The 23,670-nt window shown below is 71.1% G+C and carries 17 protein-coding genes; 6 read left to right on the forward strand and 11 right to left on the reverse strand.

The window, feature by feature from the left end:
• Positions 1-37 precede the first annotated feature (37 nt).
• The 7 genes from OG266_RS33290 to OG266_RS33320 all read right to left on the reverse strand — a co-directional run bounded on the left by OG266_RS33290 (position 38) and on the right by OG266_RS33320 (position 8,802).
• The gene (locus tag OG266_RS33290; RefSeq protein ID WP_371550215.1) at positions 38-877 is read right to left on the reverse strand and encodes a CoA ester lyase; all 840 of its coding nucleotides are present in this window, start codon (positions 875-877) and stop codon (positions 38-40) included.
• On the reverse strand, positions 874-2,076 hold the full coding sequence (locus tag OG266_RS33295; protein ID WP_371550217.1) for a CaiB/BaiF CoA transferase family protein: 1,203 nt from the start codon (positions 2,074-2,076) through the stop codon (positions 874-876). Before OG266_RS33295 ends, OG266_RS33290 begins: the two co-directional genes overlap by 4 nt.
• Entirely contained in the window at positions 2,073-3,011 is a 939-nt protein-coding gene (gene rbsK / locus OG266_RS33300; RefSeq protein WP_371550218.1) for a ribokinase, read from the reverse strand. Before rbsK ends, OG266_RS33295 begins: the two co-directional genes overlap by 4 nt.
• Positions 3,008-4,498: an ADP-ribosylglycohydrolase family protein gene (locus OG266_RS33305; RefSeq protein ID WP_371550220.1), complete on the reverse strand. Its 1,491-nt coding sequence runs from the start codon at positions 4,496-4,498 to the stop codon at positions 3,008-3,010. The genes rbsK and OG266_RS33305 overlap by 4 nt, the downstream gene beginning before the upstream one ends.
• The gene (locus tag OG266_RS33310) at positions 4,495-5,649 is read right to left on the reverse strand and encodes an ADP-ribosylglycohydrolase family protein (protein WP_371550222.1); all 1,155 of its coding nucleotides are present in this window, start codon (positions 5,647-5,649) and stop codon (positions 4,495-4,497) included. The genes OG266_RS33305 and OG266_RS33310 overlap by 4 nt, the downstream gene beginning before the upstream one ends.
• A gap of 7 nt (positions 5,650-5,656) precedes the next feature.
• A complete protein-coding gene (locus OG266_RS33315; protein WP_371550224.1) occupies positions 5,657-6,958 on the reverse strand; it encodes an ADP-ribosylglycohydrolase family protein in 1,302 nt (433 codons plus the stop codon).
• A gap of 521 nt (positions 6,959-7,479) precedes the next feature.
• Positions 7,480-8,802, reverse strand: a complete 1,323-nt coding sequence (locus OG266_RS33320) for an ADP-ribosylglycohydrolase family protein (protein WP_371550226.1) — start codon at positions 8,800-8,802, stop codon at positions 7,480-7,482.
• 336 nt (positions 8,803-9,138) lie between these two features.
• Between OG266_RS33320 and OG266_RS33325 the strand changes: the two genes are divergently transcribed.
• The 3 genes from OG266_RS33325 (at position 9,139) to OG266_RS33335 (ending at position 16,290) form a co-directional block, all read left to right on the forward strand.
• The gene (locus tag OG266_RS33325; protein ID WP_371550227.1) at positions 9,139-9,870 is read left to right on the forward strand and encodes a VIT1/CCC1 transporter family protein; all 732 of its coding nucleotides are present in this window, start codon (positions 9,139-9,141) and stop codon (positions 9,868-9,870) included.
• A gap of 368 nt (positions 9,871-10,238) precedes the next feature.
• Positions 10,239-14,837: a glutamate synthase large subunit gene (gltB, locus tag OG266_RS33330; protein WP_371550229.1), complete on the forward strand. Its 4,599-nt coding sequence runs from the start codon at positions 10,239-10,241 to the stop codon at positions 14,835-14,837.
• A complete protein-coding gene (locus OG266_RS33335; RefSeq protein WP_329548190.1) occupies positions 14,830-16,290 on the forward strand; it encodes a glutamate synthase subunit beta in 1,461 nt (486 codons plus the stop codon). The genes gltB and OG266_RS33335 overlap by 8 nt, the downstream gene beginning before the upstream one ends.
• Positions 16,291-16,423: 133 nt before the next feature.
• Here OG266_RS33335 and OG266_RS33340 read toward each other — a convergent pair whose 3' ends face one another.
• Both OG266_RS33340 and OG266_RS33345 read right to left on the reverse strand, forming a co-directional pair.
• Positions 16,424-17,314: a chitosanase gene (locus tag OG266_RS33340; RefSeq protein WP_371550231.1), complete on the reverse strand. Its 891-nt coding sequence runs from the start codon at positions 17,312-17,314 to the stop codon at positions 16,424-16,426.
• Positions 17,315-17,336: 22 nt separating this feature from the next.
• Positions 17,337-18,257, reverse strand: coding sequence for a rhomboid family intramembrane serine protease (locus tag OG266_RS33345; protein ID WP_371550232.1), 921 nt, complete (start codon positions 18,255-18,257; stop codon positions 17,337-17,339).
• A gap of 178 nt (positions 18,258-18,435) precedes the next feature.
• Here OG266_RS33345 and OG266_RS33350 point away from each other — a divergent pair, with 178 nt between their 5' ends.
• Genes OG266_RS33350 through OG266_RS33360 form a run of 3 tightly spaced genes read left to right on the forward strand, consistent with a single transcriptional unit; the run spans position 18,436 to position 21,432 of the window.
• On the forward strand, positions 18,436-19,155 hold the full coding sequence (locus OG266_RS33350) for a VWA domain-containing protein (RefSeq protein WP_329548193.1): 720 nt from the start codon (positions 18,436-18,438) through the stop codon (positions 19,153-19,155).
• The gene (locus tag OG266_RS33355; RefSeq protein ID WP_371550233.1) at positions 19,152-19,742 is read left to right on the forward strand and encodes a HutD family protein; all 591 of its coding nucleotides are present in this window, start codon (positions 19,152-19,154) and stop codon (positions 19,740-19,742) included. Before OG266_RS33350 ends, OG266_RS33355 begins: the two co-directional genes overlap by 4 nt.
• A gap of 46 nt (positions 19,743-19,788) precedes the next feature.
• Positions 19,789-21,432, forward strand: a complete 1,644-nt coding sequence (locus OG266_RS33360; RefSeq protein ID WP_371550235.1) for a cytochrome bc complex cytochrome b subunit — start codon at positions 19,789-19,791, stop codon at positions 21,430-21,432.
• On the opposite strand, the gene OG266_RS33365 is transcribed toward OG266_RS33360, so the two are convergent.
• Positions 21,407-22,474, reverse strand: a complete 1,068-nt coding sequence (locus OG266_RS33365; RefSeq protein ID WP_371550237.1) for an acyl-CoA dehydrogenase family protein — start codon at positions 22,472-22,474, stop codon at positions 21,407-21,409. The genes OG266_RS33360 and OG266_RS33365 overlap by 26 nt on opposite strands.
• Complete coding sequence (locus OG266_RS33370; RefSeq protein ID WP_371550238.1) at positions 22,474-23,619, reverse strand: acyl-CoA dehydrogenase family protein; 1,146 nt, start codon at positions 23,617-23,619, stop codon at positions 22,474-22,476. The genes OG266_RS33365 and OG266_RS33370 overlap by 1 nt, the downstream gene beginning before the upstream one ends.
• Between the last annotated feature and the right edge of the window lie 51 nt (positions 23,620-23,670).

Consider the following 23,670-nt stretch of genomic DNA (forward strand, 5'->3'; position numbering starts at 1 on the left):
GCATCTCAGGATGCGGCGCCCCCTTCGCGTTCCCGCGTCAGCTCCTTCGGTGTGCCAGCGCGAGTGTTCGGTGGGCGCCTGCTACCACCGCCGCGTCCACGAAGGTGCCGTCGGGGAGGGCCTGGGCGCCGGGGTCGGTGGTGGCTGCTTTGAGGATTGCTTCGGCGGTTTCGATTTCTTCGGGGGTCGGGAGGTAGGACTGCTCGATGACCGGGAGCTGGCGGGGGTGGATGGCGGTGCGGCCGAGGAAGCCGAGGGTGCGGCCGTGGGTGCAGGAGGCGGCGAGGCCGTCGAGGTCGCGGATGTCGGGGTAGATGGACTGGGCGGGCGGAGCCAGGCCGGCGGCGCGGGCGGCCACCACCACGCGGGCGCGGGACCAGTCCAGGCCCGCGTCACCCCGTACGCCCAGGTCCGCCCGTAGGTCGGCCTCGCCGAGGGCGATGCCGCGCAGGGCCCGGTGCGAGGACGCGATGGTGAAGGCATGCTCCACGCCGAGGGCCGTTTCCAGGAGGGCGTACAGCGGGATCGCGCCGCCGCCGGAGGGGGTCGCGTTCTCCGCGACCCGGACGACGTCGGCGGGTGAGGTGACTTTGGGGAGGCGGAGCCCCGACAGACCTGGAAGCGGGGAGAGGGTCTTGAGGTCGGCTTCCGCTTGTGGGCTGTCCAGGGCGTTCACGCGGACGTGGACCGGGACGGGCGGGGGCTCGGAGAGGAGTTCCGCGGTGGCCGCGCGGGCGTACTCCTTGCGGTCCGGGGCAACCGCGTCCTCCAGGTCGATGAGAACGACGTCCGAGCCCGACACCAGCGCCTTGGCGACGACCTCCGGGCGGTCGCCGGGGACGTACAGCCAGGTGAGGGGGAGGTGCCCCGCGGTCACAGGGCTCCCTCCGCTCGCAGGGCGTCGATCTCCCGCTCCGTCAGGCCGAGTTCGGCGAGGACCGTGTCGGTGTCCGCGCCGTGCGGGCGGCCCGCCCAGTGGATCGCGCCGGGGGTGGAGGAGAGCCGGAAGAGGACGTTCTGCATGCGGAGGGGGCCGAGTTCGGGGTCCTGGACGGTGGTGATGGTGTCCAGCGCCTCGTACTGCGGGTCCGTCATCACGTCCCGTACGTCCTGGATGGGGGCCACCGCGGCCTCCGCCTTCTCGAAGGCCTCCAGGACTTCGGTGCGGGTGCGGTCGGCGATCCACGCGCCGACCGCCTCGTCCAGGACGTCCGCGTGGCGCGCGCGGTCCGCACCCGTCGCGAACCACGGTTCGTCGATCAGCTCCGGGCGGCCGACCAGCCGCATCAGGCGTTCCGCGATCGACTGGGCGGAGGTGGAGACCGCGACCCAGGAACCGTCGGCTGTGCGATAGGTGTTGCGGGGCGCGTTGTTCGCGGAGCGGTTGCCGGTGCGGGGCTGGACGTGGCCCAACTGGTCGTACCAGAGCGGCTGCGGGCCGAGGACGGTCAGGATGGGTTCGATGATCGCCATGTCGACCACCTGGCCCTCGCCGGTCCGCTCGCGGGCCGTCAGCGCGGTCATCACGGCGTACGCCGTCGCCAGACCCGCGATCGAGTCGGCCAGGCCGAAGGGCGGCAGGGTCGGCGGGGCGTCCTGCTCGCCGGTGATCGCCGCGAAGCCGCTCATCGCCTCCGCGAGCGTGCCGAAGCCCGGGCGGTGCGCGTACGGCCCGAACTGGCCGAAGCCGGTGACCCGGGCGAGGACGAGGCGGGGGTTCGCGGCCGAGAGTTCCGCCCAGCCGAGGTCCCACTTCTCCAGCGTGCCGGGGCGGAAGTTCTCGATGACGACGTCGGCGGTGGCGGCGAGGCGGAGGAGGGTCTCGCGGCCGCCCGGCTTGGACAGGTCGAGGGTGATCGTGCGCTTGTTGCGGCCGAGGAGCTTCCACCAGAGACCGATGCCGTCCTTGGACGGGCCGTGCCCCCGGGACGGGTCGGGCTTGGTGGGATGCTCGACCTTGACGACCTCCGCGCCGAAGTCGCCGAGCATGGTCGCGGCGAGCGGCCCGGCGAAGAGGGTGGCGAGGTCGAGGACGCGCAGGCCGGTGAGGGGTGCTTGCCCCGGGTGCGTGCTCATGAGGTGGGCCGCGGGTGCTGCGAGACCTGGGACGTCTGGGACGCCTGCGACGCCTGGGCGTCGATCTCGGCGCGGTACGGCATCGAGGACGACGCCCCTGCCTTCTGCACCGAGAGCGCGGCGGCGGCCGATGCCCAGGCCAGGGCCTCCGGCATCTCCCGGCCTTCGGCGAGGGCCACAGCGAGGGTGCCGACGAAGGTGTCGCCCGCGCCGGTCGAGTCCACGGCGGTCACCCGGGGTGCGGGCACGGTCATGGGTGTGGCGCCGCGGGCCGCGTACAGGCTGCCCGCCGATCCCAGCGTGATGACGACCTCCGGCACCTGGTCGAGCAGGGCGGCAGCCGCCGCGTGTGGATCGGTGATGCCGGTGAGCGCGGCGGCCTCGTGTTCGTTGGGCACCAACAGGTCGATGGTGGCCAGGAGTTGGGGTGGCAGCGGCTGGGCGGGGGACGGGGTCAGGATGGTGCGTACGCCGTGGCTGCGGGCTGCCTCGGCGCCCGCGAGGACCGCGGACTGCGGGATCTCGAGCTGCAGCAGGAGGGCGTCGGCGGTGGCGATGAGGCCCTCGTCGCCGGGGGCGAGGGCGGAGACCGTGGCGTTCGCGCCGGGGATGACGACGATCGCGTTGCCGCCCTCGTCGTCGACGACGATGTGCGCGGTGCCCGACGGGCCCTCGGTGGTGCGCAGATGGTCGGTGTTCACACCCGAGTGCTCCAGCGTGGACCGGAGTTGGCTGCCGAAGGCGTCGTAGCCCACCGCGCCGATCAACGAGACGTCGGCACCCGCGTGCACCGCGGCCACCGCCTGGTTGGCGCCCTTGCCGCCGGGGATCGTACGGAACTCCCGGCCCGTCACGGTCTCGCCGCGCTGCGGGGCCTTGGCGACGTACGCGACGAGGTCCATGTTCGTGGAGCCGAGAACGGCGATGTGGGTCATGGGCGGGGTGCCTCCCGGCGGGTGAGCAGGTGGGTCAGCTGGGCGAGGTTGTCGAAGCCGGTGCCGTTGAAGTCGGCGATGGAGGTGGCCAGTCGGTTCTTGAGGGGAGTGGTCCAGCGGTCGGGGAGTGTGGTGGGGGAGCCCGCGAGGAGGCCCGCGATGCTGCCGGCCGTCGCGCCGTTCGAGTCGGTGTCCCAACCGCCGGACACCGCCCGGCAGATGGAGCCGGAGAAGTCGCCGTTCGCGTGGGTGAGGGCGGCGGCGATCAGGGCGGTGTTGGGGATGGCGTGGACCCAGTGGTAGGCGCGGTGGGTGGTGTGCAGTTCGTCCACGAGGTCGTCGAAGTTCTCTGTCGTACGGGCGAGTTGGACTGCGTGCCGGACCGCCTCGGCCAGCCGGGAGCCGGGCGGGACCACGGTGAGTCCGGTGCGCAGGCAGGTGTGGACGTCGCTGCGTCCGGTGGCTGCCTCGGCGATCGTGGCCGCCGTGAACATCGCCGCGTACACGCCGTTCGCCGTGTGGGTGAGGGTGGCGTCGCGGTGGGCCTGTTCTGCCGCGGCTGCCGGGTCGCCCGGGTTCGTCCAGCCGTGCACGTCGGCGCGGATCAGGGCGCCGATCCATTCGCGGAACGGGTTGCGGTGGCGGGCGGTTCGTGGGGGTTCGATGCCGGTGAGGAGGTTGCGGTAGGCGATGCGTTCCGCGGTGAACGTGCGGCCTGCGGGGAGTTCGTCCAGCCAGAGGCGGGCCACGTCCGTGGTGGTGAAGTCTCTGCCGTGGCGTTGGATCAACAGGGTGTTCAGGAGGGGGTAGTTGAGGTCGTCGTCCTCCGGCATGCCGTCGATGTTCTCGGCGAGGGAGGTTTGCGCGGAGCGTTTGTTCCACGGGTGGGCGTGGGTGAGTTCTTCGGGGACGCCCTTTGCTGTGAACCAGGTGTGCAGGGGCCAGTTGCCTGTGGCTCGGGCCAGGTCTCGGATCCCTTGTAGGGGGAGCTTTTCTACTGGTTTGCCCAGTAGGCAGCCTGCGGCTCGGCCCAGCCAGGCGGCTTCCAGGTGGGCCTGGGTGGGGGCGGAGGCGGGGGTGGGTGCGCGGCCCGGCGTTTGCGGGGTGCCGCTGTGCCCACCCGTGCCGCCCCTAGCGGCACGCATGCCCACAGCGGGGTTGGCTGGGGCGGCACCCGGCGCCGGCGGCGCAGTTGGTGACGGCCAGTCCGGGCAGTGGGCCTTGATCTGGGTCAGGTCCGTCGGCTCTTGGTCTGCCAACCTTCTTGGCAGGTCTGCCAGTTCGTCCAAGAGGTCCTCTGCGAGGGCCCGGAGGTATCGGGACGTCGGAGTTGGGGACGCGCCGGCGCGGGACGGGGCCGCCGGGCCGCCCGCCGCTCGCCAGCGTGCGGTGATGGCTGATGGCTCGCGGCCGTCCTGGGTTGCCTGGGCGAGTTCGTGGCCGAGGAGGTCCTCGGGCTGGACCCAGGTGAGGCGCAGCGGTGTCACCGTCGGTCCGCCAGCATGGCGTACGCCGTCTCGTGTGTTCGTCGGCGGTGTACGTCCCGTTCGAAGATCTCCCGGGTCACCTCCGTGAGCGACTTCGCCGGGGTCTCGAGGTCGAGGCGGCTCGCCTCCGCGACCGTCTTGGCCCAGTCGCGGGGGATCTCGGAGCCGAGGGCTCCCGCGAGGGCGCCGGACATGGTGGCGATGGAGTCGCAGTCGCGGCCGTAGTTCACGGAGCCGAGGACCGCGTGGCCGTAGTCGCCGCCGGAGAGCACCAACATGCCCAGGGCGATGGGGAGTTCCTCGATCGTGTGCAGCCGGGACGGGCGGCGGGCGCCGAGGGAGGGGGACCGGTAGTCGGGGCCCACCGTGTCGTAGGGGGCCACCGCCTCGCGCAGCGGGACCAGCGCCGACTCGAAGTTCGTGTGGCGGGCGGCGACTTCGCAGACCGCCTCGATGGCGGCGCGGGTGCCGTCCTTGGCCAGGGCCAGACACGCGGCGACGACCGAGTCGGGCGTCGCTCCCGGTGCGCAGGCCGCCGCCACCGCAGCCGCGAAGACTCCGGCGGCCTCGCGGCCGTACGAGGACTGGTGGGCGCCCGCGATGTCGAGGGCCTCGGCGTACGCGCCCGCCGGGTTGGCCGCGTTGACCAGGCCGACCGGGGCCATGTACATCGCGGCACCGCAGTTGACGATGTTGCCGGTGCCGGCCTCCCGGGGGTCGACGTGGCCGTAGTGCAGTCGCGCCACGAGCCACTTCTCGGCGAGGAAGATCCGCTGGAGCGGGAGGGCCTCGGCCTCCAACTCGGGGATCCAGCGCAGGTTGCCCATCAGGTCGGGGACCAGGTGCTCGGCGACCGCGTACGCGTCGAGGTGGTCGCGGACGGTGGCGTACACGCGTACCAGCGCGTGGGTCATCAAGGTGTCGTCGGTGACGTGCCCGTCGCCCTTGTGGTACGGGGCGATGGGGCGGGCGGTGCGCCAGGCGTCGCCGTTCCAGGGACCGACGATGCCGTGGACGCGGCCGCCGTGGCGTTCCGTGATCTGCTCGGGGGTGTAGCCCTCGACGGGGCCACCGAGGGCGTCGCCGACGGCGGCCCCGACGAGGCTTCCGGTGATCCGCTCTTCCAGACTTGCTGCTCCTTTGGGCGTCATGCCCGAATCATCCCTCTGGGGTACTCAGTTCTGTTGCTTCCAGAAGGTCGGCGAGTCCGATCAAGTCCGTGCCGGTCAGGCGGGGGAGGGCGCAGCCGGAGAGGGTGCGGCAGGCGTCGCGCCAGGAGGCCGGGATGGCGTCGCCGCCGCCGAGCGCGCCGGTGAGCGCGCCCGCGAGGGCCGGGGCCGAGTCGGCGACGCGGGACAGGCACGCGGCGGCGGGCACCGCCTCGGCGATCCGGCCGCGCGCGGCGGTGGCGAGAGCGAGGGCCACGGGGACGGTTTCCGCCGCCGCGATGCCGTAGCTGTACACGTGATCGACGATCTGGTGTTCCAGCAGGGGGACCAGGGCGAAGGTGCCCTCGCTGTCGCGGGCGAGCTTCAGCGCGTGGCGGGCGTTGCGGCCGATCTCCGTCGACTCGGGGAGCTCGGCGAGGGCGGCGTCCGCGCAGGCGTCGACGTCGGCCCCGACGAGGGCGAGCGAGATCGCGGCGGCCATCGCCCGGGCGCCGCGGACGCCGTCCTCGTCCTGGGTGTAGCGGGCGTCGAACTCGGCGAGTTCGGCGGCGAGCCGGGGGTCGCCCGGGTGTGCCACGGCGAGCACGCAGGCCCGTACGCAGGCCGCGTCGTCGAAGTAGTGGGGGTTGTCGTGGCCGGTGGCGGGCGGGCGCAGGCCGGTGGCGAGGTTGCCGAGTCCGGCCCGTACGGAGATCCGGGCGCGGAGCGGGAGCAGGGCCGATTCGACCTCGGGGGCGCGTTCGGCCGCCGCGGCGACCTCGCTGGCGATGGCGTTCCACGACAGGTCGATGGAAGCGCGCATACGCCGCTCGCGGCTCAGGTCCCCGAGCGCGGTCGCGTCCCCGGCCCGCAGCACCGCCTCCGCCGCGAACGCCGCCCACTCCGCGTCGTCCGACGGACCGAGCCGCAACGGCTCCGGCGGCTGGTTCAGCGCGATCGGCACGGGCAGCGTCGTCGTCGCGTTCTGCTCCGCGAACGTGTCCAGCTCCCGCGTCAGCCGCCGCGTCCACTCGGGCATCCGAGCGGCCCGATGCCGCGCGGCGGGCCAGCCGGCGGCATCGCCCGCGGCGAGACCGAGAAGCAGCCCCTCGATACGGCGGGGCCGCCCTGGGAGGGCGGCGGCTCTCTTGTCGCCGGGGGCGGGGTCGGGGCCCGCCACCCCCGGGGCGGAGTCCGCCGAGGGGGCAGGGTCTGCCGAGCGGGCAGTGCCTGCGGCGAAGGCGGAGCGAGTGAAGAGGGCAGCGGCTGGGGCGAGGTTGGAGTCTGTGGCCAGGGCAGTGCCTGCTGGCACGGCGGAGTCCGTAGAGAAGGCCGTGCTTGCTGAGGGGGCGGAGTCCGTGGGGAGGCTGGAGTCCGTGGACGGGGCAGCGTCGGCTGGCAGGGCGGCACCCGTTGCGAGCGCAGTGTCCGTGGAGCCGCGGGAGTCCGCGGAGGGGACATTGCCTGCCGAGTGGGCGGAAGCATCCGGGGAAAGGGCAGCGTCTGCCGACGGGGCAGTCTTTGTGGAGAGGGCGGAGTCCGGCGCGGGGTCGGAGTCCGCGGGGGCGGGGCCGGGGGCGGGGGCGATGGCTGTGGTGAGGGCCGTGTCTGTTGAGGGGGCGGAGTCCGGTGCGGGGTCGGAGTCCGCGGGGGCGGTGGCTGGGGCGAGGGTGGAGGTTGTGGTGAGGGCCGTGTCTGTTGAGGGGGCGGAGTCCGGCGCGGGGTCCGAGTCCGTGAGGGCGGTGGCTGGGGACAGGGCCGAGTCCATCGTCGGGGCGGAGTCCGCTGAGGGGGCCGGGCCCTCGTCCGGTTCGTCTCTCATCAGGCCGGGGGTCATCGCTGTACCTCGTCCTCGTCGGCGGCGAGGACGAACACGTCCGGGTCGGGGCCAAGCCACGTGTCGTACGGAGCCGCGTTCCGGGCGGGCTCGCGCCGGTCTCGTACGGGCCCAGCCCACTCCCGTACCGGCTGAGCCGCTCCCTCTCCTGCGGGCCCAGCCCACTCTCGTACGGGCTCAGCCCCGTCGCGTAGGGACTGACCTCCCCCTGCGGGCCCCGCCCCCTCCCGTGCGGGCCGGCCGGCCTCTCGTGCAGGGCCGGCCCAGCCTCGTACGAGCTCGTTCTCATCTCGTACGAGTCCTCCCGCACCCCACTTCCCGTCGTCCCCCGGTGTCAGCAACTCCGCCACGTCCAGTACGTGGTGGCCCTCCATGGAGGGGAGGCAGCTGCCCAGCGCGGGTCCGATCGCTGCCGCCCACGCGGCCGGGATCGAGGAGGCGCCGCGGGTTGCTCCGGCGAGGGCGCCCGCGACCGCCGCTGTCGTGTCGGCGTCGCGGCCCATGTTGACCGCGGTGAGGACGGACTCGGTGAAGTCGCCGTCGGCGGCGGCGTACGCGCCGAAGGCGAGGGCGACGGCCTCGGGGGCGAGGTCGGTCCACGGGTAGCCGCCGATGACGACCGCCGAGCGGACCGCACGTTCGCCGCGGTGGGCGACGGCGACCGCGCGGCGCAGTGAGCGGGCGGTCCAGGAGTCGTCCGGGATGACGGCGAGGGCGGAGGCGACGACGGCGATGGTCGGGGCCCCCGCCATGGCCGCAGCGACCCCCGCGGCGACCGCCTGGCCGCCGTAGATGCCTTCGCCCTCGTGGCTCACCGAGCCGTCGATCGCCACCAGGCGGGCCGCCTCGGCGGGGCGGCCCGCGGCGAAGACGCCGAAGGGCGCCGCGCGCATCGCGAGACCGTCGCTCCAGGCATGCCGGTGCTGGGCGGAGATCGGTGCGGCGAGCCCGCGGCGGAGGTTCTCCAGGGTGCCCCGTTCGCTGAACCCTGCGCCCCGGAACGGGCCCTCGTCCCGGTCCGCGATCCACTGGTGCCAGGCCGCCTCGACATGGGTCACGGTGAGCGCCGAACCGTGCCGGGCCAGCAGCAGGCCCGAGAAGATCGCGTACTCGGTGTCGTCGGTCCCGGCCGGGTGCTCGGCGACGTACCCCGTGATCCGGCCCCACTTCGCACGGATCTCGGAGGGCTTCATGTTCTCGGCGGGCGCGCCGAGCGCGTCCCCCACGGCGAGGCCGAGCAGCGCGCCGCGCGCTCGTTCGCGGAGTCCGGCGGCGTCCCCGGGCGCCGGGGCCGAGGGAATGCAGGCGATGGAAGCCATGGGTGCTTCTCCTCTCAGGGCTCCATCGCCGCCGTTCGCGACGAGTCGACGCGCGGAAACCTGGGAAACCCGCGCGGAACCCTTTGCGGATCTGTCCCACCTACGCGGTTCACCAGAGCCTCGCGCACCTCAGCATCACCCGGTCGACATCTGCGCTTCACCTGGCACAGATGAGCGAAAAACCATAAACGTGCAGGTAAGCCCAGCCTTTCCTTGCTGGCGAGCGCGAAATTATCGGCGTAGTTTTGGGGTTGTCGAAAAGTGGAACCTGTCCAAGAAGCAGTCCGAGAAGCAACCCGAGAAGCAATCCGAGAAGCGCATCCCAGGGGGACCCGCATGGCCATCATCGAGACCGAGGCGACGCTGCACGAGGCGCATCGCGACAACCACACCCACCGGGACGTCAACGGTGGCTGGCTGCGGCCTGCGGTGTTCGGTGCGATGGACGGCCTCGTCTCCAACCTCGCGCTCATGACCGGTGTCGCCGGCGGATCCGTGTCCCATCAGACGATCGTCATCACCGGGCTCGCTGGTCTCGCGGCGGGTGCCTTCTCCATGGCCGCCGGCGAGTACACCTCCGTGGCCTCGCAGCGCGAACTCGTCGAGGCCGAACTCGAAGTCGAGCGACGGGAGTTGAGGAAGCACCCGAAGGACGAGGAGCGGGAGCTCGCCGAGCTGTACCAGGCGCGCGGTGTCGACGCCCCGCTGGCGCGGGAGGTCGCCCGGCAGCTGTCCCGCGACCCCGAGCAGGCCCTGGAGATACACGCCCGTGAGGAACTCGGCATCGACCCGGGCGACCTGCCCTCGCCGACCGTCGCCGCGGTGTCGAGCTTCGGCTCCTTCGCGCTCGGCGCCCTGCTCCCCGTACTGCCGTTCCTGCTCGGCGCGGCCTCTCTGTGGCCGGCGCTGCTGCTCGCGCTGATCGGGCTCTTCGCCTGCGGCGCGGTCGTGGCCAAGGTGACGGCGCGATCCTGGTGGTACAGCGGGCTGCGGCAGCTCGCTCTGGGTGGTGCCGCGGCGGGTGTGACGTACGCCCTGGGCAGTTTGTTCGGTACGGCCGTAGGATGACTCGTCGGGCACCTATGCACGGGACTGCATAAGTAGCCGTTACTCGGCGGTTTCGAACGCTTAACCACTGGGCATGAGCCGTAAGCGCTGTGGGCAATGAGGCCTGCTCCGCACAACCGCGGCGGGTGACGTTGCCTGCCGCGCTCCGGGCCGACGGGCACTGATCTGTCCGCTTAGGCCCCCTTAAACTCCACCGCTGCGCGCGGTACCCCCGCCGCGACCCTCCGGTGTCCGCATGTTGGAACGCAGTATCCGGTTCCCGAGATCCGCCCCATCATGTAACCTGCACGAAATTTTGCGCACATAAAGCAGAGGGCCAACGTCGTCCCTCGGCACTCGCATATGCCACGACGACGACGGGAGAGCCGATGCGTACGCCGCGCCAGCCGTCCCAGCACTCCACGAATGGCCAGAAGTGGTCCTTCATGGATGCTCGCCCTGCAGCGCAGGGTATGTACGACCCCCGCAACGAGCACGACGCCTGTGGCGTCGGCTTCGTGGCCACCCTCACCGGTGAGGCGAGCCACGCGCTGGTCGAGCAGGCGCTCACGGTTCTGCGCAACCTGGAGCACCGAGGAGCCACCGGCGCCGAACCCGACTCGGGTGACGGCGCGGGCATCCTCTCCCAGGTGCCGGACGCCTTCTTCCGTGAGGTGGCCGGATTCGAGCTGCCCGCGGCCGGCGCGTACGCGGTGGGCATCGCCTTCCTGCCCGAGGACGGCATCACCGACGCCGTCTCACGGATCGAGACGATCGCCGCCGACGAGGGCCTCACCGTCCTCGGCTGGCGCGAGGTCCCGATCGCCCCCGAGCTGCTCGGCGCCACCGCGCGTTCGACCATGCCCGTCTTCCGTCAGATCTTCGTGTCCGACGGCGGCTCCTCGGAGGGCATCGACCTCGACCGCAAGGCCTTCGTACTGCGCAAGCGCGCCGAGCGCGAGGCCGACGTGTACTTCCCGTCGCTCTCCGCCCGGACCATCGTCTACAAGGGCATGCTGACCACCGGCCAGCTGGAGCCCTTCTTCCCGGACCTGTCCGACCGCCGCTTCGCCTCCGCGATCGCGCTCGTGCACTCCCGGTTCTCCACGAACACCTTCCCGAGCTGGCCGCTCGCCCACCCGTACCGCTTCGTCGCGCACAACGGCGAGATCAACACGGTCAAGGGCAACCGCAACTGGATGGCGGCCCGCGAGTCCCAGCTCGTCTCCGACCTCTTCGGAGCCGAGGACAAGCTCGACCGGATCTTCCCGATCTGTACGCCCGAGGCGTCCGACTCCGCCTCCTTCGACGAGGTGCTCGAGCTTCTGCACCTCGGCGGCAGGTCCCTCCCGCACTCCGTGCTGATGATGATCCCGGAGGCGTGGGAGAACCACACCTCCATGGACCAGGCCCGCCGCGCCTTCTACCAGTTCCACGCCACGATGATGGAGCCCTGGGACGGCCCGGCCTGCGTCACCTTCACCGACGGCACCCAGGTCGGCGCGGTCCTCGACCGCAACGGCCTGCGTCCCGGCCGCTACTGGGTCACCGACGAGGGCCTCGTCGTCCTCGGCTCCGAGGTCGGCGTCCTGGACATCGACCCCGCCAAGGTCGTCCGCAAGGGCCGCCTCCAGCCCGGCAAGATGTTCCTCGTCGACACCGCCGAGCACCGCATCATCGAGGACGAGGAGATCAAGGCCGGCCTCATCGCCGAGAAGCCGTACGCGGAGTGGCTGGAAGCCGGCGAGATCGAGCTCTCCGACCTCCCCGAGCGCGAGCACATCGTGCACACCCACGCCTCGGTCACCCGCCGCCAGCAGACCTTCGGCTACACCGAGGAAGAGCTGCGCATCATCCTCGCGCCGATGGCCAACACCGGCGGCGAGCCGCTCGGCTCCATGGGCACGGACTCGCCGATCGCGGCCCTGTCCGAGCGCCCCCGGCTGCTGTTCGACTACTTCACCCAGCTGTTCGCGCAGGTCACCAACCCGCCGCTGGACGCGATCCGCGAGGAGCTCGTCACCTCCCTGCGCTCCTCCCTCGGCCCCGCGAGCAACCTCCTCGAGCCGACCGCCGCGTCCTGTCGCAGCGTCACCCTGCCCTTCCCGGTGATCGACAACGACGAGCTGGCCAAGCTCATCCACATCAACGCCGACGGCGACATGCCGGGTATGAAGGCCGCGACGCTGTCCGGTCTCTACCGGGTCTCCGGTGGCGGCGACTCGCTGGCCGCCCGCATCGACGAGATCTGCACCGAGGCCGACGCCGCCATCGAGAACGGCGCCCGGCTGATCGTCCTCTCGGACCGGCACTCCGACGCCGAGCACGCGCCGATCCCGTCGCTGCTGCTCACCGCGGCCGTCCACCACCACCTCATCCGCACCAAGCAGCGCACCCAGGTGGGTCTCCTTGTCGAGGCGGGCGACGTCCGCGAGGTCCACCATGTGGCCCTCCTCATCGGCTTCGGCGCCGCGGCCGTCAACCCGTACCTGGCGATGGAGTCCGTCGAGGACCTCGTCCGCGCGGGCACCTTCCTCCAGGGCATCGAGCCCGAGCAGGCCATCCGCAACCTGATCTACGCGCTCGGCAAGGGCGTCCTCAAGGTCATGTCCAAGATGGGCATCTCGACCGTCGCCTCCTACCGCGGCGCCCAGGTCTTCGAGGCCGTCGGCCTGGACCAGGCCTTCGTCCAGAAGTACTTCAGCGGTACGGCGACGAAGATCGGCGGCGCCGGTCTCGACGTCGTCGCCAAGGAGGTCGCGGCGCGTCACGCGAAGGCGTACCCGGCCTCCGGGATCGCCCCCGCGCACCGCGCCCTCGACATAGGCGGCGAGTACCAGTGGCGCCGCGAGGGCGAGCCGCACCTGTTCGACCCGGAGACGGTCTTCCGCCTCCAGCACTCCACGCGCACCGCCCGCTACGACATCTTCAAGAAGTACACGGGCCGTGTGAACGAGCAGTCCGAGCGCCTCATGACGCTCCGCGGACTCTTCGGCTTCAAGTCGGACCGCGAGTCGATCTCCATCGACGAGGTCGAGTCGGTCGAGGAGATCGTCAAGCGCTTCTCCACCGGCGCCATGTCGTACGGCTCCATCTCCAAGGAGGCGCACGAGACCCTCGCCATCGCCATGAACCAGCTGGGCGGCAAGTCCAACACGGGTGAGGGCGGCGAGGACGCGGACCGTCTCTACGACCCCGCGCGCCGTTCGTCGATCAAGCAGGTCGCCTCCGGCCGCTTCGGTGTCACGTCCGAGTACCTGGTCAACGCCGACGACATCCAGATCAAGATGGCGCAGGGTGCCAAGCCCGGCGAGGGCGGCCAGCTGCCCGGCCACAAGGTGTACCCCTGGGTCGCCAAGACCCGGCACAGCACCCCCGGCGTGGGCCTCATCTCCCCGCCGCCGCACCACGACATCTACTCCATCGAGGACCTGGCTCAGCTGATCCACGACCTGAAGAACGCGAACCCGCAGGCGCGGATTCACGTGAAGCTGGTCTCGGAGGTCGGCGTCGGCACGGTCGCCGCGGGTGTCTCCAAGGCGCACGCCGACGTGGTGCTCATCTCCGGCCACGACGGCGGTACGGGCGCCTCCCCGCTCACCTCGCTGAAGCACGCCGGTGGTCCCTGGGAGCTCGGTCTCGCCGAGACCCAGCAGACGCTGCTGCTCAACGGCCTGCGCGACCGCATCGTCGTGCAGACCGACGGCCAGCTGAAGACCGGCCGTGACGTGGTCATCGCCGCGCTGCTCGGCGCCGAGGAGTTCGGTTTCGCGACCGCGCCGCTCGTCGTCTCCGGCTGCGTCATGATGCGCGTCTGCCACCTGGACACCTGCCCGGTCGGCATCGCCACCCAGAACCCGGTGCTCCGCGAGCGCTTCGCCGGCAAGGCCGAGTACATCGTGAACTTCTTCCGGTTCATCGCCGAGGAGGTCCGCGAGATCCTCGCCGAGCTGGGCTTCCGCACCATCCAGGAGGCCGTCGGCCACGCCGAGAACCTCGACGTGGAGCGGGCGATCACCCACTGGAAGGCGCAGGGCCTGGACCTGAGCCCCCTCTTCTACGTGCCTGAGCTGCCCGAGGGCACCCCGCTGCACCAGGTCATCCAGCAGGACCACGGTCTGGAGAAGGCGCTCGACAACGAGCTGATCAAGCTCGCCGCCGACGCGCTGGCCGCGGACTCCGCGACCGACGCCCAGCCGGTCCGCGCCCAGGTCGCCATCCGCAACATCAACCGCACGGTCGGCACCATGCTCGGCCACGAGGTGACCAAGAAGTTCGGTGGCGCGGGCCTGCCCGACGACACCATCGACATCACCTTCACCGGCTCGGCGGGCCAGTCCTTCGGCGCCTTCCTGCCGCGCGGTGTCACGCTGCGCCTGGAGGGCGACGCCAACGACTACGTCGGCAAGGGCCTCTCCGGCGGCCGCGTGATCGTCCGTCCCGACCGGGGCGCCGACCACCTCGCCGAGTACTCGACGATCGCGGGCAACACCATCGCGTACGGCGCGACGGGCGGCGAGATCTTCCTGCGCGGCCGCACCGGCGAGCGCTTCTGCGTCCGCAACTCCGGCGCGACGGTCGTCTCCGAGGGCGTGGGCGACCACGGCTGCGAGTACATGACCGGTGGTCACGCGGTGGTGCTCGGTGAGACGGGACGGAACTTCGCGGCCGGTATGTCCGGCGGTGTCGCGTACGTCCTCGACCTGAACCCCGAGAACGTGAACGTCAGCAGCGTCGGGGCCGTCGAGGCCCTCGGTGACGCCGACGCGCAGTGGCTGCACGACGTGGTGCGCCGGCACGCGGAGGAGACCGCTTCGACGGTCGCCGAGAAGCTCCTCGCCGAGTGGCCCGCCTCGGTGGACCGCTTCAGCAAGATCATCCCCAGCACGTACAAGGCAGTGCTCGCCGCCAAGGACGCCGCCGAGCGAGCCGGACTCCCCGAGTCCGAGATCACCGAGAAGATGATGGAGGCGGCGACCAATGGCTGATCCCAAGGGCTTTTTGAACCATGGCCGCGAGGTCGCCAGGACCCGTCCGGTGGACGTGCGTCTCAAGGACTGGAACGAGGTCTACGTTCCGGGCTCGCTGCTCCCCATCATCAGCAAGCAGGCCAGCCGCTGCATGGACTGCGGTATCCCGTTCTGCCACAACGGCTGTCCGCTGGGGAACCTGATCCCCGAGTGGAACGACTACGCGTACCGCGAGGACTGGTCCGCCGCCTCCGAGCGCCTGCACGCCACGAACAACTTCCCGGAGTTCACCGGCCGCCTGTGCCCGGCTCCGTGCGAGTCGGCGTGTGTGCTCGGCATCAACCAGCCCGCCGTGACCATCAAGAACGTCGAGGTCTCCATCATCGACAAGGCGTGGGACAGCGGCGACGTCGCGCCCCAGGCCCCGGAGCGCCTCTCCGGCAAGACGGTCGCGGTCATCGGCTCGGGTCCGGCCGGTCTCGCCGCCGCCCAGCAGCTCACCCGGGCCGGCCACACGGTCGCCGTGTACGAGCGCGCCGACCGCGTCGGCGGTCTGCTCCGCTACGGCATCCCCGAGTTCAAGATGGAGAAGCGGCACATCAACCGGCGCATCGAGCAGATGCGCGCGGAGGGCACCAAGTTCCGCACCGGCGTGGAGATCGGCCGCGACATCGACGCGGCGAAGCTGCGCAAGCGGTACGACGCCGTGGTCATCGCGGCGGGCGCGACGACCGCCCGTGACCTTCCCGCCCCCGGGCGGGAGTTGAAGGGCATCCACCAGGCGATGGAGTACCTGCCCCTCGCCAACAAGGTCCAGGAGGGCGACTTCGTGGCGCCCCCCATCACGGCCGAGGGCAAGCACGTCGTGGTCATCGGCGGCGGCGACACGGGCGCGGACTGCGTGGGCACCGCCCACCGCCAGGGCGCGGCCTCGGTCACGCAGCTGGAGATCATGCCGCGGCCCGGCGAGGAGCGGAACCCGGGTCAGCCCTGGCCGACCTTCCCGATGCTCTACAAGGTCACCTCCGCGCACGAGGAGGGCGGCGAGCGCGTCTACGCCGTCTCCACCACCCACTTCGAGGGCGACGAGGACGGCAACGTCCAGTGGCTGCACCTCGTCGAGGTCGAGTTCATCGAAGGCAAGCTGACCCAGAAGCCGGGCACGGAGCGCAAGATCCCCGCCCAGCTGGTGACGCTCGCGATGGGCTTCACCGGTACGGACGTCGAGAACGGCCTGGTCTCCCAGTTCGGCCTGGAGCTGGACGCGCGCGGCAACATCGCGCGTGACGCCGACTTCGCGACGAACGTCCCCGGCGTGTACGTCGCCGGTGACGCCGGGCGCGGCCAGTCCCTCATCGTCTGGGCGATCGCGGAGGGCCGCTCGGCCGCCCGCGGGGTCGACCGCTTCCTGACGGGGGTCAGCGAACTCCCGGCCCCGATCCGCCCGACGGACCGCTCTCTGATGGTCTGACGCTCCACCCCAACAGACGTCCCGTACAAAGGCGTACGGAACTGAACGCGGCGCTCGCCTTGTCCCCGACCGGACGGTGGTGAGCGCCGTGGTGCGTCCCGGCCCTGCCCGGCCAAGGCGACCGGGTGGCAGGTCAGGGCACCCGGAACGTTTCTCCGTACACCTTCCACTCCAGCGGTGTGCGCAGGTCGAGGTTCCCGTCGTACAGGAAGGTCCGCTGGGCCGTGTCGATACGGGTCGTGTCGAGGTGGACGTCGTCGCCCTTCATCGTCTTGCGGCGGATGTCGAGGAAGATATCGAGGTAGGACTTCTCGGAACCGCCCTGGGAGGGTGTGTCGGCCTCGGCCATGGCTCGGTCGCGCAGGCCGTAGAAGCCGTCGGCGCCGGTACCGGGGCCGTGCAGGACCATCGCGTCGTAGTAGATGAACTGGCCCAGCGTGCCGAGGCCGTCGAGTTTGGCGAGGCGGACCGCGGGATCGAAGTACACGCTGTCGCGTTCGGAGTCCTGGGCGGTGCGGAAGGCGGCCACCGAGGCTTCCTCGCGCCAGGCCGCCGGGAAACCGTCGAGGCCCTCGTGGGAGTCCGTGCCGTCGACCTTGCGCAGGGCGGGCAGATAGCGGGCGAGGCCGTTGTCCGGGTGGGACTTCGTGTAGTCCTGGACCAGCGTGAGCAGGTCGTGGGTGCCGGTGCAGAAGCCGACGATTCCCGCCGTGTAGCCCTGGCCGTCGCCGATGTCCTCGACGTAGGCGTAGGTGGTGCGCCAGTTCAGTGTGGAGTTCTCGGCGCTGGCCACGATCTTCTGGGCCAGCTCCTTCTTGTCCGGCGCGGCCAGACCGGGCGGCAGGTCCGCGATCAGCTCGTCGTCGGCCGCCTGCTCGGCCAGGGACTTGGCGTCGGGCCCGGGCTGCTGCGACGCGGTCGCCTGGGCCTGCGCCGTGCCCGCGTTCTCGGACGTGGCGAGGTAGACCGCCGCCGTGGCGAGGAGCGGGACGGCGGCGAGCAGGAGGCAACCGGCTCTTCTCATGGCGCCCACAGTAAACGCAGACCTACGCCGTCCCGTTCTTCAGTTCGATAACTTTCCCTGCCGCCGACACCACCAGCAGCACCAGCAGCCCCACGCACGCCGCCACCTGTATCGGCGTACGGCGCCGGTCACGGGGTGCGTACGCGTACGCGAGGGTGACGGCGGTGCCGGTCAGGAGGCCGCCGAGGTGGCCCTGCCAGGAGGTGAGCCCCGCGGAGATCAGCAGCCACAGCAGCAGGCCCGCCATGAAGCGGTTGACGCTCTGCATGTCCGCGCCCAGCCGACGGGCCATGACGTAGTACGCGGCCCCCAGGCCGAAGATCGCACCCGAGGCGCCGAGCGTGGGAGTTTCCGGCGCGATCAGCAGCACGAGGACCGAGCCGCCGAGCGCCGACAGCAGATACAGCGCGACATAGCGGATCCGGCCGAGCTGGGACTCCACGACGCGGCCGATGTTCCACAGCGACACCATGTTCATCACGATGTGCAGAACCCCGAACGTGCCCTCGGTGGGCGGCAGATGGAGGAAGGCGCCGGTCAGCAGCCGGTACCACTCCCCGTCCACCACACCCTCCGCGTGGAAGTCCGAGGGGTAGACGGCCTGCCAGACGTAGTACAGACCGTCCGGACCCACCAGACTCGCGCCCAGCATCTCGAACCGGTCCACGATCGCCGGGCGCACCAGTTCACCCACGTAGGCCAGCACGTTGAGCGCGATCAGTACGTACGTCACCACGGGCGCCGTCGAGATCCGGCCGCCGAAGGCCGTGCGGGCCTCTCTCACGGACCGCACGCCCTCTTTCACGCACTCCGGGCACTGGTGACCGACGGCCGCCTCGCGCATGCAGTCCGGGCATATGTAGCGGTCGCACCGGGTGCAGCGCACATGCGACTCCACCTTGGGATGGCGGTAGCAGGTGGTGACGGTGGACTCGGGCTCCACGTCGGCTCCTCGGGAGATGTGTGCGGGTGACAGCGGGACGGTGAGCCGGTGGGGCTGCGGCGAACAAAATAGCGAATGCCGGTGTACGCGTGGGACGGCAGGGGCCTGCGATGCCTGCCCGTGCCTGCGGTGACGTAATCTCGGCACTTCCGCGACCCTCGCGCGATGGGAGCCCAGCATGGCCGGAATCAGCCTCACCAAGGTGGAGGAGACCGCGCCCGCGCTGGTCAGTCTGTACAAGAGCGCCGGGGTCTCCCTCACCAAGCACGGGCTGAGCGGGCAGCGGGCCGCCGTGTACCTGGTCGTGGACTACTCGGGGTCGATGAAGCCGTACTACAAGGACGGCAGTGTGCAGGCGCTCGCCGACCGGGTGCTGGGGCTCTCGGCGCACCTCGACGACGACGGGACGGTGCCGGTCGTCTTCTTCTCCACCGACATCGACGCCGTCACCGACATCGCCCTCGTCAACCACCAGGGACGCATCGACCAGATCGTGTCCGGGCTCGGGCACATGGGCAAGACCAGCTACCACCTCGCCATGGACGCGGTCATCGACCACTACCTCGACAGCGGCTCCAAGGACCCCGCCCTCGTCGTCTTCCAGACCGACGGCGGACCGATCAACAAGCTCGCCGCCGAACGGTACTTGTGCAAGGCGGCGAAGCTTCCGCTGTTCTGGCAGTTCATAGGGTTCGGGGATCCGGGGAGCAGGCAGTTCGAATTCCTGCGCAAGCTGGACGAGTTGCCGGTGCCGCAGCAGCGGATCGTCGACAACGCCGGGTTCTTCCATGCTGGTTCGGAGCCTCGGAAGGTGTCCGACAGCGAGCTGTACGACCGGATCGTGGGGGAGTTCCCGCAGTGGCTGGCGGCGGCGCGGGCGCGGGGAATCGTGCAGTGACCGTACGTCTCCTGCCCGCCGCCGACCGGCTCGCCGTGCCCTGGAAGAACGGGGGCGGGGTGACCCGCGAGATCGTCGCCTCGCCCGAGGGCGCGGGCATGGACGACTTCGACTGGCGGGTGAGTCTCGCCGAGGTCGCCGCGGACGGGCCGTTCTCGGCCTTCCCCGACATCGACCGCACCCTCACCGTCGTCGAGGGCGCGGGCATGGACCTGACCGTGGGCGGGGAGCGGCGGCTCGTCGACTCCCGTTACGTACCGCAGGACTTCAGGGGCGATGTCCCCACCGACTGCCGGCTGCTCGACGGCCCGGTCGTGAACCTCAACGTGATGTGGCGCCGGGGCGCCGGCCGCACGGCCCCGACGGTCGCCGTCGTACGCGGCCGCCTGACCCTCCCCGCCGCGCCCGCTCTGGTGGTCGCCCTCGACGGGAGCGCCGAGGTGGCCGGGCTGCCCCTTCGCCGGTACGACGCCGCGCTGCTCACCGGCGAGGAAGCAGCCGTGCTGCACGCGATGGGCCCTGCCGCCGTGGTCGGTATCGCCCAACAGGCCCAGTTGGCGGGGATCCTGACGCTCCCGTTGGCTTAGCCGGGACGCCGTGCCACCCTGAGGGAAGCCGAGGGGAAGGCTACACATGGGCGCGCGATCGGTGGGGGCCGGGCGGAACGGGCGACCGGTGCGGCCGGCCAAGGGCGAGCGGCTCGCGGACTGGGCCGACGGGCGTCTCGGGCTGTACCCGATGGCCAAGACCAACCTGCGCAAGGTCTTTCCGGACCACTGGTCGTTCATGCTGGGCGAGGTCTGCCTCTACAGCTTCATCGTCCTGATCCTCACCGGCGTCTACCTCACACTGTTCTTCGAGCCGAGCGGGATCGAGGTCGTCTACAACGGCTCCTACGAACCCCTCAACGGCGTCATCATGACGCGGGCGTACGAGTCCACGCTCGACATCAGTTTCGACGTGCGCGGCGGGCTGCTGATCCGGCAGATCCACCACTGGGCGGCGCTCGTGTTCGTCGCCGGGATGCTCGTGCACATGATGCGGGTGTTCTTCACCGGCGCGTTCCGCAAGCCGCGCGAGGTCAACTGGGTGTTCGGCTGGACGCTGTTGTTCCTCGGGATCATCACCGGCCTGACCGGCTACTCGCTCCCCGACGACCTGCTCTCGGGCACCGGTGTCCGCTTCGCGCAGGGTGCGATCCTGTCGGTCCCGGTGGTGGGGACGTACCTCTCTTTCTTCCTCTTCGGAGGGGAGTTCCCGGGCCACGACATCATTCCGCGGTTCTTCCCGATCCATGTGCTCCTGCTGCCCGGGATCATGCTGGGCCTGGTGGTCGCCCATCTGATCCTGGTCTTTTACCACAAGCACACGCAGTACCCCGGGGCCGGACGGGACCAGAAGTCCGTGGTCGGCATGCCGTTCATGCCGGTCTACATGGCCAAGGCGGGCGGCTTCTTCTTCCTCGTGTTCGGGGTGCTGTCGATGATGGGGGCGATCGCGACGGTCAACCCCGTGTGGGCCTTCGGGCCCTACCGCCCCGACCTGGTCACCACCGGCGCCCAACCCGACTGGTACCTCGGCTTCTCCGAGGGGCTGATCCGGGTGATGCCGGGATGGGAGATCAACGCCTTCGGCCACACACTGGCGTTGGGCGTCTTCATCCCCTTCTCCCTCTTCCCGCTGATCATGCTGGCGATCGGCGTGTACCCGTTCATCGAGTCATGGATCACCAGGGACACCCGCGAACACCACATCCTGGACCGGCCGCGCAACGCGCCCACCCGCACGGGTCTCGGCGTGGCCTGGCTGAGTCTGTACGGGGTGCTGCTGATCGGCGGCGGCAACGACATCGTGGCCACGCATCTGCACCTGTCGATCAACTCGATCACATGGTTCGTGCGGATCTCCTTCTTCGCCGTGCCGGTGCTCGCCTTCGTCGTCACGCGGCGGATCTGTATGGGGTTGCAGCGCAGGGACCGCGACAAGGTGCTGCACGGACGGGAGTCGGGCCTCATCAAGCGGCTCCCGCACGGCGAGTTCGTCGAGGTCCACGAACCGCTCACACAGGCACAGCGGTTCGCCCTCACCCAGCACGACCAGGCGACGCCGTACGAGGTGGGTCCGCTCGTCGACGCGAACGGTGTCACCCGCCGCGTCGGTCCCTCGCGCAAGCTGCGGGCGCGTCTGGCCCGGGCCATGTACGGGCCCGACACACAGATCCCGAAGCCGACGGCGGAGGAGTACCGGGAGCTTACGAGCGAGGATCACCACCACTGACAGCGCTGTCTGTGCTTCGTGGACCGTGAACGGTGAGGACTTCGGCCCTGCACTCGGCCGGGCTGCCCCACGCGGTGCGCAGGGCACGGGCCTTGGTGAGCCAGAGGGACAGGTCGTACTCGGCCGTGTAGCCGATCGCGCCGTGCAGCTGCAGCGCCGTACGGGCGGTCGCGTACGCCGCCTCGCCCGCCGCGACCTTGGCCGCCGCGACGTCGGCCGGTGCCATGGACAGCGCCGCGCCGAACAGCAGGGGGCGCGCGAACTCCAGGGCGATCTTCGCGTCCGCGAGCTGGTGCTTGACGGCCTGGAACGAGCCGATGGGGACACCGAACTGGGTGCGCTGCTTGACGTACTCCACCGTCCGGTCGAGGAGGGCGAGTCCGACACCGAGCGACTGGGCGGCGGTGGCGAGCCTGGCCCAGGTGAGCGCCTGGGCGGCGGCGTGGGTCACGTGGGGGCCGGTGGCGAGGAGTTCGCCGGTGGGGTGGGGGAGGGTGAGGTGGCGTGCGGGGTCGAGGGAGGGGCGTGCTGATCCTGTGGGACCGCTGCCGCTGCCGCTGAGGTGCAGGCGGGCGGGCGGGGTGGTGTCCCGTGTGGGGGCTTCGGGGGAGTCCACCGTCAGGTGGATGTCCGCCGCTTCCGCGTCCAGGACGAACGGGCCCCCGCCGGGCAGGGCGACCGTCGCCAGCGCCTCGCCCGAGGCCAGTGCGGGCAGCAGGCGCTTGGCGGAGCCCGACTCGCCCAGCTCGGAGAGGAGCACGGCCGCGGCCACCGTCTCCACCAGTGGGCCCGGCACCCCGTGGCGGCCCAACTCGATGAAGGCGACGGCCAGTTCGGCCGGGAGGGGGCCCACGCCCTCGTACGCCTCCGGTACCGCCAGTGCGAAGACGCCCGCGTCGGCGAGGCGGGACCACAGGGCGCGGCCGGGGGTACGGTCGCCGGTGGCCCAGGCACGTATGACCGGCGGTGTGTCCGCCGCCGTCAGCAGCGCGTTCAGCGAGTCGGCGAAGGCGCGCTGCTCGGCATCGAGGAGGAAGCGCATCAGCGGCGGCCCTTCGGGAGGCCGAGGAGGCGCTCGGCGATGATGTCGCGCTGGATCTCGTTGGTGCCGGCGTAGAGGGGGCCGGCGAGGGAGAAGACATAGCCCTCGGACCAGTCGGTGTCCGCCAACTCGCCCTCCGGGCCGAGCAGATCGAGCGCCGTCTCGTGCAGCGCGATGTCGTACTCGGACCAGAAGACCTTGTTCAGGCTGGACTCCGGCCCGATCGGCTCCCCGGCGGCGAAACGGGAGGCGCCGGCGTAGGTGAAGAGCTGGTAGGCGCGGGCGCCGATCACCGCGTCGGCCACCCGGTCGCGCAGGGCCGTGTCCGCGGGGTCGGCGTGGGTGCGCCACAGGTCGGCCAGCCGGTCGGCGGCGGCCAGGAAACGGCCCGGGGAGCGGAGCGTCAGACCGCGTTCGTTGCCCGCTGTCGACATGGCGACCCGCCAGCCCTGGCCCACCTCTCCGATCACGTCCTCGTCGGGGACGAAGACGGAGTCGAGGAAGAGTTCGGCGAAGGCGGGTCTGCCGTCCAGGCGGCCGATCGGGCGGACCGTCACACCCGGTGCACGCAGGTCGAACATCAGGTAGGTGAGGCCCTGGTGGGGCTTCGGGGTGTCCGGCTCGCTGCGGAACAGGCCGAACGCACGGTCCGCGAACGCGGCCCGCGACGACCACGTCTTCTGCCCGCTCAGCAGCCAGCCCCCGTCCGTGCGCACCGCGCGGGAGGTGAGCGAGGCCAGGTCGGAACCGGCCTCGGGCTCGGACCATGCCTGCGCCCAGATGGTCTCGCCCGTCGCCATCGACGGCAGCACGCGCGCGCGTTGCTCCTGAGTCCCGTGGTCGAAGAGGGTGGGGGCCAGCAGGTTGATGCCGTTCTGGCTGACCCGGCCCGGCGCGCCCGCCGCGTAGTACTCCTCCTCGAAGACCAGCCACCGGACGATGTCCACGCCCCGGCCGCCGTACGCCGTCGGCCACGACACCACCGACCAGCGGTCCGCGGCGAGTTCGGACTCCCACGCGCGGTGGGCGGCGAAGCCCTCCGCGGTCTCCAGGGAGGGGAGGGGGGCGAGCGGCACATGGGCCGCGAGCCAGGCCCGGGCCTCGGCGCGGAACGCCTCGTCGGCGGGGGAGTGGTCGAGATCCATCGGCAGCACCCTTCGGGGGAACCCTTCGGCGGCAACCTTCCCTAACAAGTG

The sequence above is a fragment of the Streptomyces sp. NBC_00554 genome (genome assembly GCF_041431135.1).
Taxonomy (GTDB): domain Bacteria; phylum Actinomycetota; class Actinomycetes; order Streptomycetales; family Streptomycetaceae; genus Streptomyces.